We start from the raw sequence: 18183 nt of genomic DNA on the forward strand, positions 1-18183 counted from the left end.
TCAATCTTCTACAATATTTTTTTGCTCAAACAACTGCTGTAAAACACGATACAAATCAGCTAACTCTTCTTCCTTATATGAAAGATCCCAGAAATAAAGAGGTAAATCAGGTGTCTTTTTTCTAGGTAATAGAGAAGAGCTGATAACTAGATCATACTCGTCGTTCAATTCTTCTTTGTAAGGAGCTGCATCAACAAAACCTAGATCATTCAGGAACTGATAGATCTTACTGACCAAAAGAAAATTATGCTCAAATGCCACACCCACTTTTAAATGTTCAGCGTGTTTTGGTTTATCATAGATCGGCAGTAAAATGTTTTTAAAGGCATTAACAAGCGGTTTTTTGATCGTGTAAATGAATTTGCTCCCTTTTTCCTGAGACTTTTCTTCAAAAAATAAGTGAATATTTGTTTCCAGGAATTGATCCGCTTTACTACGTGTTTTAGGAGCTTCAACAAGTTTTTCCAGATTAGGGAAAGGTTGACGTAGGGCATAAAAGGCAAACATCACATTCAATAAATTACCAATGATGATGGAATTATCCAGTGCTTCAGGTTCATTTTTAAAGATGTTGCGTTTCGCGTAGTCTAGAAATTCAGAGACGATATCGTACACGAGATTCGGTCGAGTTGAAAAATCATGGAGTGTTTGAAATAATGAAGGATCATCATCTAGCGTATAAAAAGGAGCATAGTGGGCCAGAAAGAAAATGAAACTGCTCTCCCCTTTACTTTGTTCAGGTGAAAGAGTTTGCTCTGCACCAAGTTCTTTATTTAAACGCTCAAAATCATAATAAGGATTGTCCATCATCAAAAAGTCATAGCGACTATCATAAGGAACAAAAAACTTTTTCCGTGTCCGGCACAGAAAAATTGCGGCAAAATAGGTCAGTTCTTTGGCACCGAGATATGTTCTAGACAAAGGAAAGTATTCAGCGTAAGCGCCAGCTAAACGCTCAGCATCCTCAAAAGCCACACTCTCAAAGGGCCAGGCTGTACCTCTCGTTCCTAACCAAAGCGCATTAAAAAGAGCCACTCGAACAGCACGTTCATCGCCAATCAAATTTGCTTCAGTATAACCAAAGCGTAAGTTGAATTGTTTTACATGCTTCTTTAACGGCAGCATCTTTCTGGAAACGGTAGAACGGCTGACGAAATAACGTTGACAAAAGTCATCTATACTAGGTTCTTCATGATTTAAAAAATACAGGATGAATTGAAATGGTACGGACTTTTTTAATAAAAAGTAGCGATATTCGTCAATCGTGACGAGCAATTTTGTACTATCGATTTTACCAGCTTTTTTTAAAATAGAAGGGTGTGTTTTCATTATTTTCAATAAATCATTATTGATTTCATTTAAGATGATAAAAGTTTGTTGATAATTCAATGATTTTTCTTCCGATAATTGAGTAATTGAGATATCAGGCTGATTGATTTGTGTGATTCGTTTGAAAAGCTCAAACTTTGTCAATACACCTGAATCCATCATCAATTCTTCATAAAGCATGTTTATCACTTCCTTGCCCTTATTCTACTGTATTTAGGGTAGACTTGTCAGCTAAGACGATGGAGCTGAAACACTTAGTGATGCATCCTTAACAAAAAGCTGAGCTTTAGCGGAAATATGAACAAAAGATAAAAACAAATGAACGATATTTCTGGAAAATAAAGCATTAAGAAGTCAAAAAGCTAACTTATCAAAAAATGGAAAAAAACCGGAAAAGCATTTTTTGTTGTGAAACGATTTCAGTATTCTACTAACCTTAATCCAAGTAGATATTGTCGCTCTTTAAATAAGGAATGAGAGTACAAGTATGGTTTTGTCCTATTTTTATCCAAAATGAAAAAGTCTAAAATATAACTCAAAGAGCTATACTTTAGACTTATGTTTTTATTCAGCTAACGGTGTTTTCTTGATCATCGTCCAGAAAATACCGATAATAAACCCAAGGATTGCGGGAACTACCCAGCCCATTCCGATCGTAAATAATGGAAGATAAGCATTTGCTGCATCTAAAATCGCAGTCACGAAACCAAGGTTTTTAAAGGAATCAGGAGCACTATTTAAAGCATCTAATAAAGCAGCCAATAAAGTAACGTAAGTCGTTGTCTGATACACCTCTTGACGATGGCGGAACAAAGGGCTGAGAATGACCAAAAGCATCAAGGTCATAGCTAAAGGATAGATAAACATCAAGACAGGAATTGAAAACTGAATGATATTTGTTAAGCCGACATTTGCGAATAAGCAAGGTAAAATACTAGCAGCTGCAATATAGAATGCATACGATCTTTTTGGAAAAAGCTCAGCAAACGTTTCAGAGAAGGCAGTGATCAGGCCGATCGCTGTCTTTAAGCAAGCTAATATAACGATAAAGGCAAGTAGAATACTTCCTAAGTTCCCCAAATAATGGTTGGCGATTTGAGCTAATGCGATGCCGCCATTTTCACTAAGCGGAAATCCACCTAAGCTCATCGTTCCCATGTAAGATAATAGAGTATAGATAACCCCCATCAAAATAATACTGACAGCACCAGATTTGATCGTGTCTTTTGCTATATCATTCGGCTTTTCAACACCCATTCCTTTGATCGTTGAAACAATAATGATCCCAAAGGCTAAAGAAGCGAGTGCATCCAGTGTATTGTAGCCCTCAGTGAAGCCTTTAAAAAAAGGATTTTCTGTATAGGCACTGCCGATTTCAGCAGATGAAATACTACCTAAAGGATTCAAAAAGGCAAATAAAAGTAAAATAGCTAATAAAAATAGAAATAAGGGATTTAAAAATTTGCCTACATAATCTAATAGTTTTGATGGTTTACGCGAGAAAGCCCAAGCAATCAAAAAGAAAATCGCTGAAAAAATCGCTAAAAATATTTTTTGTTGGTTGGTAGAAACAAAAGGAGCCAGTCCAATTTCAAATGAAGTTGTTGCTAAACGAGGTAAAGCAAAAAAAGGTCCGATCGTCAGATAGAGCAGTACAGTAAATCCCACGGCATATCGTCTATTTACTCGAGTGGCCAAATCAAAAACACCATTGCTTTTAGAAATACCTATTGCAATGACACCTAGAAAAGGCAAACCAATACCTGTGATCAAAAAGCCAAGATTGGCAAGAAAAATATTTGCCCCTGCTTCTTGCCCCATATGAACAGGGAAAATCAGATTTCCTGCTCCGAAAAACAAACCAAATAGCATAGACCCTACATAAAGGTATTCACGCCACGATAATTTCTTTGTCACACTTTCACACTCCTAATATTTTGTCCTTAATAAAAATAACAGAATACCTGAAGTACAGCAAGCTAATATAAAGAAAACCGCTAAGATAGCGGTTTTAAAATTAGGGAATAATGAGATTAGTCGATAAAGAAGGCAAATTGATAGTCATCACAAAATTGACCATCAATGAAAAATTCATCTTTGAATAGACCTTCCTGAATAAAGCCATTTTTTCGATAGAATTGAATCGCTCTAGAATTGGCACCCATGACGCGCAGCGAAAGTTTATGGATGTGCTCTTTTTTTCCAGCTTCTTTTACATGATCTAATAATTTTTTGCCGATGCCTAAAGATTGACTTTGAGGATGAACGCCGATTCCCAGCATCCACTGTTTTTTATGTGCAAGTAATGGCGTAGGATGATGAACATCAATGAAGCCATGAACCTTCTGAGCATCAGCTGCAACAAAAATCCTACGATCAGAGACCTTTTCTTTGTATTCTTCTACAGTTGCATAATAATGAAGTACGGGCGAATTTTCATTTGTCCAAATTCTATTTTCTATTTCAAGCAGCAGAGGAAAGTCAGCTTCTTCAACTGGGCGAACAATGATTTCTTCTGACATAAGCGACCTTCTTTCATTGATTGATAGTATTGAAACGTGCCTCTAATTTTTTTCTGTGTGACGTTAAAATGTTTTCTAAGCGAATATCATATTTATCCGCTAAAATAAAAATGTTATCAAGCACATCCCCTAATTCTTCAGTCAATTCTTGAATACATTCTTCCGTTGCTTTATCTGGTTCGTCAGGACGATCCCGTCCGATCTCTAATACGCGGACAGCACGAGCAACTTCTCCTGTTTCCTCTGCTAAAAAGCCGACGCGAATAAATGGCTCAAGATCATACCAGCCGCGTTGCTTGTAAAAATCACTGATCCATTGTTGATACTCTTTAAGTTCCATTTTCAACCTCCATTCTTTTTTACCATAGTAGCATATCATACATAAAAAATAAAAAGAGGCTAGGCCATAATTCTACGAATTATAACCAAGTCTCTTTAAAAACGAATAAACGGAGAGAACAGAAGTAATTCCTGCGGAAATAAGCTGAATGCTCCTGTCCCGACCTCGTTCTCTTTTATTCTGATCTTAATGCTTCTACAGGATCTTTTTTCGCTGCCATTCTAGCAGGGATAGCTCCGCCGATCAAGGTCAAGATAATACTGATTGCGACTAATAATAAGGCATGGATCGGATTTAATTGTGCCACATTAGTTAGACTGGTCATATTTTCAATAACTTGATTTACAGGGAATGTCAACGCATAAGCGATGAAGATACCTAATAAACCAGAGCATGCACCGATGATCAAGGTTTCAGCGTTGAAGACACGAGTGATGTCTTTCTTTCTAGCACCTAAAGCTCTTAATACCCCAATTTCTTTTGTACGTTCTAGAACCGAAATGTAAGTGATGATCCCTACCATGATCAACGAAACGATCAGTGAGATAGAAGCAAAAGCAACTAAGACAAGAGTGATTCCATTCATGATCCCGCCAGTCATTTCAGTTACCGTGCTGGCTAAGTCGGTATAAACAACTTTATCTTTATTGTCTTTGCCATCATTGTATTTATCCAAGTAATCAACTATTTGGTCTTTTGTGTCAAAGTCTTTTGGATAAATATAAACCATCATTGGTGAAGCATCTCCGCCAAGATAGGCAATGAAGTTTTGCTTGCCATCTGAATCAAATTTTTCCATCGTCATGACATTCATATCTGTCTCTTTTTGTGCTTTGACGATGTCAGAATCTTTTTCTCTATTGATGATCTCTTCAACAAGTGTGTCACTGTAGGCGATTCCTTGACCTAACATTGCTACTTGCACATCTTCTTTTTGACGGACGACTGCTGAAATTTTCAGTGTCATTCCAGCGTTATCATACATTTCTGCATAATTATTTTTAGGAACGAAATTTCCTAAGTTGGTTTTTTCATAGTATTGATCATTATCGATTAGTTTTAGTTCAGTTCCTACAATATCATCGAATTTGATCGAGTCGATATTTTCTATATCAAAGCCAAGATTTTTCATTGAGTTTTCATCGATTCGGTTTTTATTATCGACAACAAGAACCATTTCAGTATCTGATTTAGGATAAGCACCTGCTAAAACATCATAGTTTTTTTCAAGATAGGACTCTTCTCCTTTTTTGAATGGTGCTGGATAAGATGAAAGCCCAACGCCATTCATACTGGTCATTCCTGCACCAGTACTGCTGCTACTTTGACTTCCGCTAGTTCCTGATGAGCTAGTCGAAAAAGAAACAGGTGAGACAGTATCATCGACTTTTCGAAGCAAGTTCATCCCTACGACCCGAGTATAGCCGATACTACGGACTGAATCAGCATCGATTTTATTCAAATAATCCAAGTATTCTTGATTGATATTATTTTTATGTGTCACACTATTCTCTTCTGGGTTATACAGATAAACTTCATTCGATTTGACAAAATCTTTTTTAGTCAGAGGACCTTCTGCCCGCATCTCGCTTAAAGATTCTTCATCCATATTGACGGCTTGCTGAGAAACAATGATTGGAAATTCTGCTAGAGCATCGCTTTGAAAAGCATCGATTTGCTTTTGAAAACCGTTGGACAGGCTTAAGATCAAGGCAATACCAATGATTCCGATACTTGCTGCAAAAGCAGTCAGTCCTGTTCGCCATTTTTTAGTAGCGATATTTTTTCCTGAAAGCTTTAAGGCAGTCAAAAAGCTCATGCTTGTTTTTTTCAATTCATAATGACTACTGTCTTCTGCTTCCAAATAAGGATTTGAGTCATGCAGTACATGCCCATCTCTGAAATTGACGATCCTATCTGCATATTGTTCAGCTAACTCAGGATTATGGGTAACCATGATCACCAATTTGTCATCTGCGATCTCTTTGATCAAATCCATGATCTGTTCGCTGGTCGTTGTATCTAAGGCTCCTGTAGGCTCATCTGCTAAGATGATATCCGGATCGTTGGCTAACGCACGAGCGATCGCCACACGCTGCATTTGACCACCGGATAATTGATTGGGCTTTTTATGCAGGTGGTCTTTCAATCCAACACGTTCTAATACTTCTACAGCACGTTTCTTTTTCTCATCTGCTGACACACCGCTAAGAGTCATCCCCATCTCGACATTATCTAAAATACTTAGATGAGTGATTAGATTATAGCTTTGAAAAACAAAGCCAACGCTATTATTACGGTAAGCATCCCAATCTCCGTCTTTAAAATTTTTAGTAGACTTACCATTGATGATCAAATCACCGCTGTCGTATTGATCCAACCCGCCAATGATATTCAATAGCGTGGTTTTTCCTGATCCGCTTTGTCCAAGGATTGCGACAAATTCATTTTCTCTAAAATTGATATCTACCCCATTTAAAGCGACTTGGGTAAATTCGCCGGTCGTATAGCTTTTTTTCACATTTTTTACTTGTAACATCGTGTCTGCTCCTTCCTATTCTTATTCAGTTTATCAAAGAATTATGTACTCAGTATGAACAAATGAAAAATTTCCAATACCTTTCCAATCTATGCTATAGTTAGTGACAAAAGAGATGAAGGAAGCTAAAGTATGATTACGATTTTAGTTGTAGAAGATGATAAGAATATTCGTAAATTATTGGTGACGATCTTAAATCAAAGTGGTTATCAGACACTTCAAGCTCAAAATGGGGTTGAAGCATTAGCGCTTTTAAAGAAACAGCCAATCGATTTATTAGTTTTAGATATAATGATGCCTCAGCTCGATGGATATCAAACGGCGGAAAAAATTAGAACAATAGATACGCAATTGCCAATCATGATGGTCACTGCTAAAGGGCTGCCGATCGATCGTCGTCAAGGGTTTATTTCTGGCACAGATGATTATTTGGTAAAGCCGATCGATGAAGAGGAATTTTTGCTGCGGATCAAAGCTTTGTTGAGAAGGAGTAATGGCGAAGTAGAAGCAAAAATTCATTTAGGTAATACGACGATCGATAAAAATAGCTTATCGATCCGATCAGGTCAGCACTATCAAGAATTACCGAAAAAAGAATTTCAGTTGCTATATAAGTTATTGTCTTATCCAAACAAAATTTTTACACGACAACAATTATTAGACGATATTTGGGGAATCGATAGCATGGCTGATGAGAGGACGATCGATGTTCATATCAAGCGGTTGCGGGAAAAAACAGCCGATAATCCTGATTTTACTCTTGTGACTATTCGAGGATTAGGCTATAAGGCGGTGAAACATGAGGAGACGTAAATCGCTAAATATTCAGTTTGTTTGGACGATCTTTCTGATTTTGGTTTCGACAAGCTTGATCTCTGGGTTGATTTTTTTACTATTCATGAAAATCGGCATAATCAAGTCATTTTCGGGCTATCCAATGCTGCGTTTAGGGATCACTTTGTTTTCCTGTGTCATTATCGGGACGATTATTTCGATGATCGTTAGTAAACGCATTTTAAAGCCGATCAATGATTTAGTAAAAGGGACAGAGGAAATTGCTAAGGGAAATTTTGATATCTATGTGGAAAATACAACGGTAAATAACGAGTTGAGTGCCTTGATCGATAGTTTTAATTCGATGGCTTCAGAATTGAAAAATGTTGATACGGTTCATAATGATTTCATCACTAATTTTTCTCATGAGTTCAAGACACCAATGGTTTCGATCCGCGGATTTGCTAAACAGCTGAATAACCCTGATTTATCAGAGATAGAAAGACAAGAAAGTGTCGCTGTTATTTTAGAAGAAACTGAACGTTTAAGTAATCTATCGATGAATATCCTATTGCTGTCAAAAATAGAAAATCAGCAACAGTTGACACTGAAAAAAACAGCGTTTTATCTGGATGAGCAGCTGCGCATGTGTATATTACTCTTGCAAGAGCTTTGGGAAGAAAAAAATATCGACTGGTCTTTAGAATTGACTCATATGTCTATTGTTGCTGATGAGGAACTACTGACACAACTTTGGCTGAACTTGATCAAAAATGCAATCAAGTATTCCAAACAAAATGGAGTGATCTCTATTAGCTGTTATGCCTTTGGCAGTGATATCAAGGTAATCGTAAAGGATAACGGAGTGGGTATGAGTGATTATGAGCGCAGGCATGTATTTGATAAGTTTTATCAAGGTGATGCCTCTCATCATACGATGGGAAATGGCTTAGGTCTAACCATCGCAGCTCGAATCGTTCAATTGCATAGCGGGAAAATCAATGTAAAATCTAAAGAATATGAAGGTGCTACATTTATAACGATTTTACCAACTAAGTAGAATAATCATTTATAAACATAAGCGCACTAGCTACTTTTTGTAGTATGATAAATGAGCAGTGAAAAATAAATGGAGGGAAGAATAATGACAACCTTTTATTTTGTCAGACATGGAAAAACAGAACTTAATTTGAGTTTACGGTTTCAAGGTGGAGAAATTGATTCACCGTTATTACCGATCGGCATCGAGCAGGCAATTCAAGCAGGACGTTATTTGAGTGATGTTCGTTTTGATTTGGCAGCAGTCAGTACACAAAAACGAGCGATGGATACAGCAAATTATATCTTAAAGGAAAATAAGTATTTGGATGGTTTGACCCTCCGCTATCATGATAAATTAAGAGAAATCAAATTTGGCAAACGTGAAGGAGCAGAGATCGATCATACAGATGAGCAGACGTCATATTTACGTCAACGTCCTGATTTATATGATCCATCAAACTTTGGCGGTGAAACGATCGACTCATTAGTGTCACGATCGACTGAGACGATTGAAAAATTAAGTGAAGAATTTCCTGATGGAACGATTTTGATCGTGGCTCATGGCGTTTTACTGATCACATTGATCAATTCATTGATTGGTAAACCGAAAGCGAATTGGCGCGAAGGCGGTCCGTTAGCAAACACAAGCATTACAATTGTTGAAAAAACAGATCAATACCGTTTAAGGACATTCAATGATATTTCCTATCAAACGAAAATCGAAGAAGCATAGATAGAATGCGTGTAAAAAAGATGAAATAAAAAGTCAATTGGAGCAGGTGAAGATTTTATGAAAAAGATGGCTGTGTATTGTGGAGCTAGTGTAGGGAACAAATCGATTTATGAAGAACAAACAAAAGAATTGGGTCAATGGATGGGCCAGCAAGGGTATGGTCTTGTGTACGGAGGCGGAAATGTCGGTTTGATGGGAATATTGGCAGATGAAGTACTTTCTGTTGGTGGGGAAGCCGTGGGTGTTATGCCAACATTTTTATTGGATCGTGAGCTGGCCCATCAACAGCTTAGTGAAATGCATATTGTGCAAGATATGCATGAGAGAAAACGACAGATGATCGATTTAGCTGATTGCTATCTAGCATTGCCAGGAGGACCAGGGACATTAGAAGAAATATCTGAAGTTGTTTCATGGGGAAGAGTTGGGGAACATCAGAATCCCTGCATTTTTTTCAATGTAAATGGCTATTATGATCTACTGGCTGCTTTCTTTGATAAGATGGTCGAGGAAGATTTTTTAACAAAAGCAGATCGAGAAAAAATCTTCTTTTCAGATGATTTAGCGGAGATTGGGCAGTTTATTGAGAATTATACGCCGCCCGTTGTTCGCTCATACAAGTAATTAAAAGGCTTCTCATTCCAAATACTGTCCGTATTGGTGTGAGAAGCCTTTTAGTTATTATAGTTGTCTACGTTTATTTTTATAATATAAGATGCCCGTAATGCTGATAAGAATAACTCCAATAATCAACAGCCAAGACTGTACGTGTTCACCGGCTTTAGGAATTTGTCCAGTTGATGTTGGTTTATTTTCAGTTGTTGGTTTATTCTCACTTGAACTCGTCGTATCGGTTATTTTTTTATTGACTACTTTATAGATCCAATTCTCAGGACTTGTCACAATAAGTTCACCATGTGAATTTGGCTCGATCGTCAACTGGATAGGCTCGATCGGCTGATATCCTGCTAACGGTTCGATTTCTACTAATTGATAGTTACCTTCTCTTAGTTGAGTAAATGACACTTGACCATTTTCATCAGATGTTTGAATATCACCGATTTGTTGCCCTTGATTATCTAGAAGTTTGAATCGGACGCCTTCTAATGGCTGATCTTGCTCATCGACCTTTTTAAAAGTGAGATCCATAGTGTTGTTTAGCGTATTGGTCAAGACGATTTTACCGTCTTTTATTTCAGATGTTCCTGTATAGTTTGGATCGACAGCAACTTCAGTTGCAGAATAGTTGAAGTCTTCACCACGATTATTGAATGCAGCTAAAGCGACAGCGCTCGTCTCATTTTTAGGTATGATCGAGTCAAGCTCAGTTTGCCATTGATCAACATCTTGTTTAGAAGGGCTCAATAGAATAGGCTGACTTTCCTGCCAGGCGTTACCTGTTACGGTCGTTCGTTTTAAAACAAATGAAATAGCATTTGGCCGTAGCCCTAAAGAATCATTATTGTCTAGCCAGTTTTTTTCGATCAGCACTTTTGTTCCTGGTGCTTTAACAGAAGGGATAGGGAAGTCCAATAAGTTATTTGTACTGATCGGATCTAATGTAGTTCGCCCATTTGCTAAATACCAATGTTCTGGAATAAAGGCAGAGGATTCTGTATCGATCCTGATTTGATAAGCGAACGTCAAGCGTTCATCTGTACCCAGGTAGAGCCCTGAAAGCGTCAGCTGACCATTGTTTTCACTGACAGCCACCTTATCCAATAAATTTGGTGCATCCACCCAAACGCCAGTACTAACTTTTCTATAGCTCTTCAATGAATAATCAGCAGAGGAAAATTCAGGTCCACTCTTTTGTAGAATGATTTGTTCACCCATCGGGTCCTGGATCGTTCCGTTCATGATGGTTCGGTCTACTTTGGTAGCAACCGTTCCTAAGGCATCACCTAACTCAGCTAGATCTTCATCTATGGGGACATATTTGGCTTCACTGCTGGCAATATTTTTATCGATATATTCTCCACGTTCACTAGGTGCTACACCAATGGAGTAAAGATCATAATTATTTAGTTTCAAGTCGACAGCAGTACCTAACGTTAAATTAGCAATTTCTTTCGCTGAGGTTAAAGTGGCATTATCGGGATCAGCTTCAACGGTAGAGGTGTTGCTTGTATAATACAAAGGTGAATCAGTAGCGAAATCACGATAATAAGTTTCAGCTTTAAATCCATTGTAAGGAGTGATCTGTCCATCATTTGTATACTCAGTCGCATTTTCAGCAGGGAAATAGGCTCGATTTGAACTGCCGTCACCGATGTGGACAATAATTTTTTTCTGCACATTAGGTGTTGTCGAGTTATCAAGTAGATCTTTAGCAGCAATCAGCCCTTTTTGAATAAATGTACCAGAATGGCTTTTGCTTGTATCTTCTAAAAAATCGATCAGTTCTTCTGTATTATTTGTTAAAGGCTGGACATAAGCATCTCTGTTGTAAGCAACGATGCCCACGTGAACTTTATCGGCTACTAATGCATGATCGATTTGCTCTAAAAATTCTTCTACTCCATCGATCGTATTTTCTAGTTTCTGTCCTTTCATGGTTGAGGAATAGTCGATCGCTAAGACTAAATCGATCGGGTTTGGATATTCATTTCCTTTGACATCCAATGTGACATCAAATAATCCTTGTTTTCCAGCTACCTCTTTCACTGTTTTTTTCACGTAGGCTTCATTATTGTAATTTACATAGTTTTCGTCATCAAAAACAGCTTCACTGGTCTGCCCATAGGCATAATTTAATGTATTAGTACCACTATGTCCCTGGTCGTTATTGGTTAGATAGTTGCCGGAAGCGTCTGTATTATAACTGAAATCAATCGTTTCTGGCTGTGGAAAGAGTGCATAGGGAAGTGGTAGATCAGCTTGCGGTTCTACTGGCAATTGTTCATTTTCAAGTGCGGTCGTTGTCGGTAAGAGCACTTTTTTTGAAAAATCAGGACTACTTATAGATAGATACGTGTCTGGTAAGATATTTTCAGCAGGGGCATTTACTGTAAGTTGAAATTCTCCTTGATAGGTAGAGGCAATAGTCAATTGAAGCACATTGCTTTTAAGAACGGCAGAACCGATCATTTGATTCTGTTTGTCTGTTAGAGGGATCGCCTCATTATCTGGAAATACTAAATCGTTTGAAAATGAGATGACTTGATCGGAGACATCCCCAACTTGTTTCGCTAAATAGATATGTGCAGATACTTGATTTGTTTCGTTATCTGGATCGATCTGGACATCATTTAGCTCGATCTTTGTTTCTTGATTGTCGATTTCTTGAGCAATCCCTTGAATTGGAAGGATTAGCTGCATGATCATAAGTAAAAACATACTAAAAATAGTTGCGGATCTTAACTGTGTCTTTTTCATAATAGATGCCTCATTTCACTGATCTGTAGATTGTTTCATCTCACATCCATAGTATAGGCAATTACAAAAGTTGTAAAAAAATAAGGGTCGTAAATCTAATTTTATTAGACAAAAATGCATAATTATCTAAAAAATAAAAAAACATTGCCTCAGCTATCGTTCTTCAGCTGAGGCAATGTCTTGATTATTCACAAATAGTAGATCATTGATTTTGTGATAAGATACGGTGTAAAAATTCTTTTGTTCGTTCCTCTTTTGGATGGACAAAAATATCTTCAGCAGTTCCTTCTTCTGCGATGACACCTTTATCCATAAAAATAACACGGTCAGAAACTTCTTTGGCAAAGGCCATTTCGTGCGTCACGATGATCATTGTCAAACCAGTATGAGCAAGATCCTTCATTGTTTTTAAAACTTCTCCGACCATTTCAGGATCCAATGCAGAGGTCGGCTCATCGAATAGCATCACATCAGGATTCATCGATAAGGCACGGGCAATTGCAACACGCTGCTTTTGACCACCGGAAAGCTGTGATGGTTTGGCATCGATGAAACGACCCATACCAACTTTTTCAAGGTTTTCCATCGCAATTTTGCGAGCCTCTTCTTTCTCCCGTTTTAAGACAGTGATCTGCCCAGATGTACAGTTTTCTAATACATTCATGTTGTTGAATAAATTGAATGATTGAAAAACCATACCTAAATGTGTTCGATATTTTGGTAAATTATACCCACGTTCAAGCACGTTTTCATTGTTATAAATGATTTTTCCGCCAGTAGGCTTTTCTAATAGATTGATGCAACGCAATAAGGTTGATTTTCCCGAACCAGAAGACCCGATGATCGTTACGACTTCTCCTTTGTTGACTGTTACATTGATATCTTTTAACACTTCATTTTCGCCGAAGCTTTTTCGTAAATGTTCAACTTCAATAATTGTACTCATGATATTCCTCCTTAAAATAAGAGCGGAACAAGCCGTTTAGCCTTGACAGAAAAATAGGAAAAAGAAAATGTGGTGCCCTTTACCACGTTTTCTTTTTATCTTTTTTCCGAAAGGCTGGCTTGTATAGCTGGATAATACGAATGCTCAACACTTTCTTACGAAAGTCTTGTACTGTTCTACATCAGATCATTTCATTCTCTGTGTTTCACAGCAAGAGCGGAACAAGCTGTTTAGTCTTGCCAGAAAGTAGGAAAAATGGGTTGAGGCACTTTTGCCTCACACTATTTTTATCTTTTTCCGAAAAGCTGGCTTGAGCAGCTATCTAGCTTTCTTTTACATTTTCTACATCTTCAAGTTTGACATAAGCAGACGGTCCATCCATTTTTTTCTCAACAAAGCGTAGTACACGCGTGATCGCATAAGTCATGATCAAATACATGATCCCGACGATCGTAAATGTTTGGAAAAATTGGAAGTTTGCGCCTGAAGCCGAATTTCCTTGGAAGAATAAGTCAGCTACTCCAATGACACTTAACACAGCTGTATCTTTGATGTTGATCACAAATTCATTCCCTGTAGCAGGTAAGATATTTCGTAATACTTGAGGAACAACTACTTTACGCATGGTTTGCCCATGTGTCATACCGATAGCTTGAGCAGCTTCGAACTGTCCTTGATCGACAGCGAAAATACCGCCACGAACGATTTCTGACATATAAGCACCTGTATTGATCGAAACGATGAACAATGCTGCGATTGTTCGATCTAAAGAAATACCAAAGGCTAAAGCTAAACCATAGAAAATGACCATTGCTTGTACCATCATAGGTGTACCACGGAATACTTCAATATAGATCGAAAGCAGTGCGTTGCCGATCTTTTGGAAAAGGCGGGCAACTTTATTTTCTGATTCTGGAATCGTCCGCACAACACCGATCAATAAACCTAAAGCTGTACCGATGACTGTACCGATCAAAGCGATAAACAACGTCAAGCCGGCACCACGTAAAAACATTCCGCCATATTGGCTCCAAATCGTTTTGAAATCTGTTAAAATGCCTGCTTTTTCACTATCACTTGATGCCGCAGCAGGTTGATCCTTAACAGCTTGATCCATGATTTTTGTCCGTTCGTCTGATGAAATATCTGATAAAATTTGATTGACTTTTGCGATTTCAGGATCTTGTTTACGCATACCAACAGCGATTTGAACATCCTCAGGATTTGTTTGGAAGCCGTTCTCTTTTGAGAATTCCAGCATTTTCAAGTCTTTGTTGACACTTGTAGCAGTCACACCTTCAGGCCGTTCGCTGACATAACCGTCGATCATGCCGGAAGCTAGTGCCGTTCTCATAGCAGAGAAGTTATCCATCGCCTGCTGTTTATTTACACCAGGAATTTGATCGATGACACTATAGTGGAAAGTGTTCAATTGGGCAGTGATCTTAGCACCCGTTAAATCTTTTAAGTTTTTGGCATCAGCGTAATTGCCTTTTTTCTGAACAACGACAACTAATTGAGATTCATAATAGGGATCCGTAAAGTCGATTTCTTTTCGGCGTTCAGCAGTCGGACTCATTCCGGCAACGATCGCATCGATTTTTCCAGATTGCAGAGCAGGAGCTAAGCCGTCCCATTTTGTTTGAACAATGACTAATTTTTTGCCAAGTCCATCAGCGATTTTTTTGGCGATCTGGACATCATAACCGCCAGCATAAGAAGAATTTCCTTGAATCGGAACGGCGCCATTGGCATCTGTTTTTTGCGACCAGTTAAAAGGAGCGTAGCCTGCTTCCATCCCAACGCGGAATTCTCCGTTAGCTTCTCCTTGTGCTTGAGTAATTACTGGTGCAAAGAAAAAACTTAAGATAAGTGCGAATAACAGCCCCAGTGAAAATGATTTTTTGTTCATGTGTGTCTTCCTTTCTTGTATCTCGTTGTATTTCTTTTGTCTTCATTTTAAGTTGAAAAGTGACAGAAGAACAGTAATTCCACTTTGGTCAAGTAAAAAATGCTCCTGCTCAAAACAAAAAAGACAGCCGCGCAAATGCACGGCTGCCTAGTATCGTCAGGTACTCTCAACAAAAACATAGCGCAACTTAGCATCACTACTAAGACAGTCCGCAAGTTATTGACTTACGTCCCAACATATAACAGGGAGGCTGTTATACATTTCGGCGATTTTTCCTAGACTTCCTTCAACGTGTCCTCTCACTCAGAAAGCTTAATAAAAACCGCAACCTCTACCTCAAACTGAGGTACTATTTAATTATTAGATTCGAGTATATAGTGTATGTTATTTACTCAAAAAAGTCAATGTTTAACCGAAAGGATTAATAAAGTAGTCCATATCATAAGCGAATGATGAAAGAATCAGAAGATTCCCGCACTTTGGATTCTATAGAAAGCGAGAATAAAAAGGAAACACTCAAATGAAAACAACAAAAAAAGATGCTAGAATCGAAAACATTCCCACATCTTTTTGTTATTCCATGAATAAAATTAAGCTTTTACTGCTTCTTTCGGTTCGCGGCCTAAAATAGCTTGTAGGACTGTTAAGACACCATATGAAGCTAAAATTGTGTAAATCAAGCTTGAATAAGTTGTAATATCGAAATCCCACGTTTTGTAAATGACTAAAACAATAGCTAAAACAATACCAGCAAGAACATTAAAGAATGCGAAAGCCCATAGGTTTCCATTTTCTTTACGAGAAAGATAGAAGATAGAGAACCATAAACTTAAAACGCCCCAGGCGATGCAAACTAAAATAGCTGCCCAATAAATAATAAATGCTACCACGAAGTTTCACCTCACTTTTATACATAGAGTATTCTATCACGTTCTATTTTGTTTGTCATGAAAAGATGGTGAAAAACCAAACATTTTCATTGCTTATTTTCAAGGTATGAATGAATATGTGGTAGAAAATGAAAAGCAATTGTTTTTTTGATTATTTTCTATTTTCCGTTCGTTTACGTTATAATAAACTCATTAGGAGATGAGGGAATGGAAACGATCGACCAAAAGCAAGCATTGCATTTGATCAAAGAAGGGAAAAAGATTACTTTTTTGACAGGAGCAGGTATTTCTACACCATCGGGCATACCGGATTATCGTTCTTTGGCAGGCGTTTATCAAGGAATTGAACAGCCTGAATATTTATTGAGTGTTACTTGCTTAGAAGAAGAACCACAAAAATTTTATGACTTTATCCAAACCTTGTATCATCCAAATGCACGACCGAACATGATCCATTCAAAAATCGCAGCTTTAGAAAAGACAAAAGAGACTTGGGTCATTTCTCAAAATATAGACGGCTTGCATAAAGCGGCAGGTAGTCATAATCTTGTCGATTTTCATGGCAGCTTATACGACTGCTATTGTCAAACGTGCGGACAAAAAGTTTCATCTGGAGAATATTTAACTTCTGATAAGCATTTAGCGTGCGGCGGGCAGCTTCGGCCAGGAATCGTTTTATATGAAGAGGGCTTAGATCAACAAGCGATCACAGCAGCGATCAAAGCTGTTGAGCAGGCAGATTTAGTTGTGATCGTCGGAACAAGTTTTCAAGTGCATCCCTTTTGCGATTTGATTCATTATGCATCAGAAGAAGCAGTTATTTTAGTTATTAATCAAACAACGATTCAGTTGAATAGACATGCTTATTTTTTAAAGGAAAAAGCAGAAATTATTTTTGAAAATATATAAAATAAAGGAGTTTTAAAATGGAAGAAATCAAAACAGAACGTCAAAAAATGATTGATGGTGAGCTTTATTTTTCTGCAGATCCAGAATTGATCACGGCCAGAAAATTCGCTAGAGAACAAATGAAACTGATCAATAATGAAGAAGATCGTTTGATTCGTCGCCAGTTAGTGGAGGAAACATTTGGATCAACGGGCACAGGCAGTTATATTGAGCCTACGATCAATTTTGATTATGGTTTCAATATTCACGTAGGGAAAAATTTCTATGCCAATTTCAATAGTATTTTCTTAGATGTTTGCCCGATCACGATTGGTGATAATTGCATGTTTGGACCAAATGCACAACTATATACTGCGACTCATCCACTGCATCCAGTAAAGAGAAATAGCGGATTGGAATTTGGCAAACCGATTACTTTGGGTAATAATGTTTGGTTGGGTGGAGGTGTTGTAATCACACCGGGCGTAACCTTAGGGGATAATGTGGTTGTTGCTGCTGGTTCGGTCGTGACAAAATCATTCCCGGCAAATTGTGTGATTGGCGGCAATCCGGCAAAAATCATCAAAGAAATCGATTTAGAAGAAAAGAATACATCGTTAGCTAGTCAACGAAATAAGATCGACGCGCTTGATAAAAAGATCGTTGCGCTGCTGGAAGAGCGAATGGATGCTGTGACATCGATCGCTGAAATCAAAAAGACTACGGACAAAGAAATTCTTGATCCTTCTAGAGAAAAAGAAGTACTAGAAAAAATAGCCGGTTATGTGACAAACGACAGCTATAAAGAAGTGTTGATAGAAACTTATCAGGGAATCATGGATGCATCGAAGCATTTTCAACAACAACAGTTGGACTAATGTGGCAGGAGGA

The 18183-nt window shown here is 37.8% G+C and carries 15 protein-coding genes and 1 riboswitch; of the genes, 6 read left to right on the top strand and 9 right to left on the bottom strand.

The genetic code is table 11. From position 1 onward, the window contains the following. The 5 genes from A5889_RS11560 to A5889_RS11580 all read right to left on the bottom strand — a co-directional run bounded on the left by A5889_RS11560 (position 1) and on the right by A5889_RS11580 (position 6730). The gene (locus A5889_RS11560; RefSeq protein WP_087642018.1) at positions 1–1509 is read right to left on the bottom strand and encodes a helix-turn-helix domain-containing protein; all 1509 of its coding nucleotides are present in this window, start codon (positions 1507–1509) and stop codon (positions 1–3) included. Positions 1510–1893: 384 nt separating this feature from the next. Then, positions 1894–3246 carry a branched-chain amino acid transport system II carrier protein gene (gene brnQ / locus A5889_RS11565; protein WP_087642019.1) on the bottom strand — a complete coding sequence of 451 codons (1353 nt, stop codon included), beginning with the start codon at positions 3244–3246 and terminating at the stop codon, positions 1894–1896. A 116-nt stretch (positions 3247–3362) separates the two neighbouring features. Continuing rightward, positions 3363–3851, bottom strand: a complete 489-nt coding sequence (locus A5889_RS11570; RefSeq protein ID WP_087642020.1) for a GNAT family N-acetyltransferase — start codon at positions 3849–3851, stop codon at positions 3363–3365. 13 nt (positions 3852–3864) lie between these two features. Beyond that, entirely contained in the window at positions 3865–4191 is a 327-nt protein-coding gene (locus A5889_RS11575; RefSeq protein WP_087642021.1) for a MazG nucleotide pyrophosphohydrolase domain-containing protein, read from the bottom strand. Positions 4192–4366: 175 nt separating this feature from the next. Next, a complete protein-coding gene (locus A5889_RS11580; protein ID WP_087642022.1) occupies positions 4367–6730 on the bottom strand; it encodes an ATP-binding cassette domain-containing protein in 2364 nt (787 codons plus the stop codon). A gap of 132 nt (positions 6731–6862) precedes the next feature. On the opposite strand from A5889_RS11580, the gene A5889_RS11585 reads away from it, so the two are divergent. The 4 genes from A5889_RS11585 to A5889_RS11600 all read left to right on the top strand — a co-directional run bounded on the left by A5889_RS11585 (position 6863) and on the right by A5889_RS11600 (position 9902). Beyond that, positions 6863–7543 (top strand): response regulator transcription factor, encoded by a 681-nt coding sequence (locus A5889_RS11585; protein WP_087642023.1) that lies wholly within the window; start codon positions 6863–6865, stop codon positions 7541–7543. After that, the gene (locus A5889_RS11590; RefSeq protein WP_087642024.1) at positions 7530–8564 is read left to right on the top strand and encodes a HAMP domain-containing sensor histidine kinase; all 1035 of its coding nucleotides are present in this window, start codon (positions 7530–7532) and stop codon (positions 8562–8564) included. The genes A5889_RS11585 and A5889_RS11590 overlap by 14 nt, the downstream gene beginning before the upstream one ends. 84 nt (positions 8565–8648) lie before the next feature. Then, positions 8649–9278, top strand: coding sequence for a histidine phosphatase family protein (locus A5889_RS11595; protein ID WP_087642025.1), 630 nt, complete (start codon positions 8649–8651; stop codon positions 9276–9278). 57 nt (positions 9279–9335) lie between these two features. Further along, positions 9336–9902, top strand: a complete 567-nt coding sequence (locus A5889_RS11600) for a TIGR00730 family Rossman fold protein (protein WP_087642026.1) — start codon at positions 9336–9338, stop codon at positions 9900–9902. Between the two features lie 57 nt (positions 9903–9959). Here the strand turns inward: A5889_RS11600 and A5889_RS11605 are convergent, their stop codons facing one another. From A5889_RS11605 to A5889_RS11620, 4 genes are all read right to left on the bottom strand, one after another. Further along, complete coding sequence (locus A5889_RS11605; RefSeq protein WP_087642027.1) at positions 9960–12656, bottom strand: SpaA isopeptide-forming pilin-related protein; 2697 nt, start codon at positions 12654–12656, stop codon at positions 9960–9962. A gap of 202 nt (positions 12657–12858) precedes the next feature. Then, entirely contained in the window at positions 12859–13602 is a 744-nt protein-coding gene (locus tag A5889_RS11610; protein ID WP_087642028.1) for an amino acid ABC transporter ATP-binding protein, read from the bottom strand. Between the two features lie 322 nt (positions 13603–13924). After that, positions 13925–15514, bottom strand: a complete 1590-nt coding sequence (locus tag A5889_RS11615) for an ABC transporter permease subunit (RefSeq protein WP_087642029.1) — start codon at positions 15512–15514, stop codon at positions 13925–13927. A gap of 170 nt (positions 15515–15684) precedes the next feature. After that, a riboswitch (Lysine riboswitch) is annotated at positions 15685–15856 on the bottom strand. 248 nt (positions 15857–16104) lie between these two features. Next, the gene (locus tag A5889_RS11620; protein ID WP_087642030.1) at positions 16105–16404 is read right to left on the bottom strand and encodes a hypothetical protein; all 300 of its coding nucleotides are present in this window, start codon (positions 16402–16404) and stop codon (positions 16105–16107) included. Between the two features lie 207 nt (positions 16405–16611). Between A5889_RS11620 and A5889_RS11625 the strand changes: the two genes are divergently transcribed. Further along, positions 16612–17313, top strand: a complete 702-nt coding sequence (locus tag A5889_RS11625) for an NAD-dependent protein deacylase (RefSeq protein ID WP_087642031.1) — start codon at positions 16612–16614, stop codon at positions 17311–17313. 17 nt (positions 17314–17330) lie between these two features. Then, a complete protein-coding gene (locus A5889_RS11630) occupies positions 17331–18170 on the top strand; it encodes a chorismate mutase (RefSeq protein WP_087642032.1) in 840 nt (279 codons plus the stop codon). The last annotated feature ends 13 nt before the right edge of the window (positions 18171–18183 follow it).

This window comes from Enterococcus sp. 9D6_DIV0238 (assembly GCF_002174455.2).
GTDB lineage: Bacteria > Bacillota > Bacilli > Lactobacillales > Enterococcaceae > Enterococcus_L > Enterococcus_L dunnyi.

What these genes read in the sequence shown, in the direction of transcription:
- A5889_RS11560 (WP_087642018.1), bottom strand. Translation starts at nt 1,509, where the DNA reads ATGCTTTATGAAGAATTGATGATGGATTCAGGTGTATTGACAAAGTTT.
- A5889_RS11570 (WP_087642020.1), bottom strand. Translation starts at nt 3,851, where the DNA reads ATGTCAGAAGAAATCATTGTTCGCCCAGTTGAAGAAGCTGACTTTCCT.
- A5889_RS11575 (WP_087642021.1), bottom strand. Translation starts at nt 4,191, where the DNA reads ATGGAACTTAAAGAGTATCAACAATGGATCAGTGATTTTTACAAGCAA.
- A5889_RS11580 (WP_087642022.1), bottom strand. Translation starts at nt 6,730, where the DNA reads ATGTTACAAGTAAAAAATGTGAAAAAAAGCTATACGACCGGCGAATTT.
- A5889_RS11585 (WP_087642023.1), top strand. Translation starts at nt 6,863, where the DNA reads ATGATTACGATTTTAGTTGTAGAAGATGATAAGAATATTCGTAAATTA.
- A5889_RS11590 (WP_087642024.1), top strand. Translation starts at nt 7,530, where the DNA reads ATGAGGAGACGTAAATCGCTAAATATTCAGTTTGTTTGGACGATCTTT.
- A5889_RS11595 (WP_087642025.1), top strand. Translation starts at nt 8,649, where the DNA reads ATGACAACCTTTTATTTTGTCAGACATGGAAAAACAGAACTTAATTTG.
- A5889_RS11600 (WP_087642026.1), top strand. Translation starts at nt 9,336, where the DNA reads ATGAAAAAGATGGCTGTGTATTGTGGAGCTAGTGTAGGGAACAAATCG.
- A5889_RS11605 (WP_087642027.1), bottom strand. Translation starts at nt 12,656, where the DNA reads ATGAAAAAGACACAGTTAAGATCCGCAACTATTTTTAGTATGTTTTTA.
- A5889_RS11610 (WP_087642028.1), bottom strand. Translation starts at nt 13,602, where the DNA reads ATGAGTACAATTATTGAAGTTGAACATTTACGAAAAAGCTTCGGCGAA.
- A5889_RS11615 (WP_087642029.1), bottom strand. Translation starts at nt 15,514, where the DNA reads ATGAACAAAAAATCATTTTCACTGGGGCTGTTATTCGCACTTATCTTA.
- A5889_RS11625 (WP_087642031.1), top strand. Translation starts at nt 16,612, where the DNA reads ATGGAAACGATCGACCAAAAGCAAGCATTGCATTTGATCAAAGAAGGG.
- A5889_RS11630 (WP_087642032.1), top strand. Translation starts at nt 17,331, where the DNA reads ATGGAAGAAATCAAAACAGAACGTCAAAAAATGATTGATGGTGAGCTT.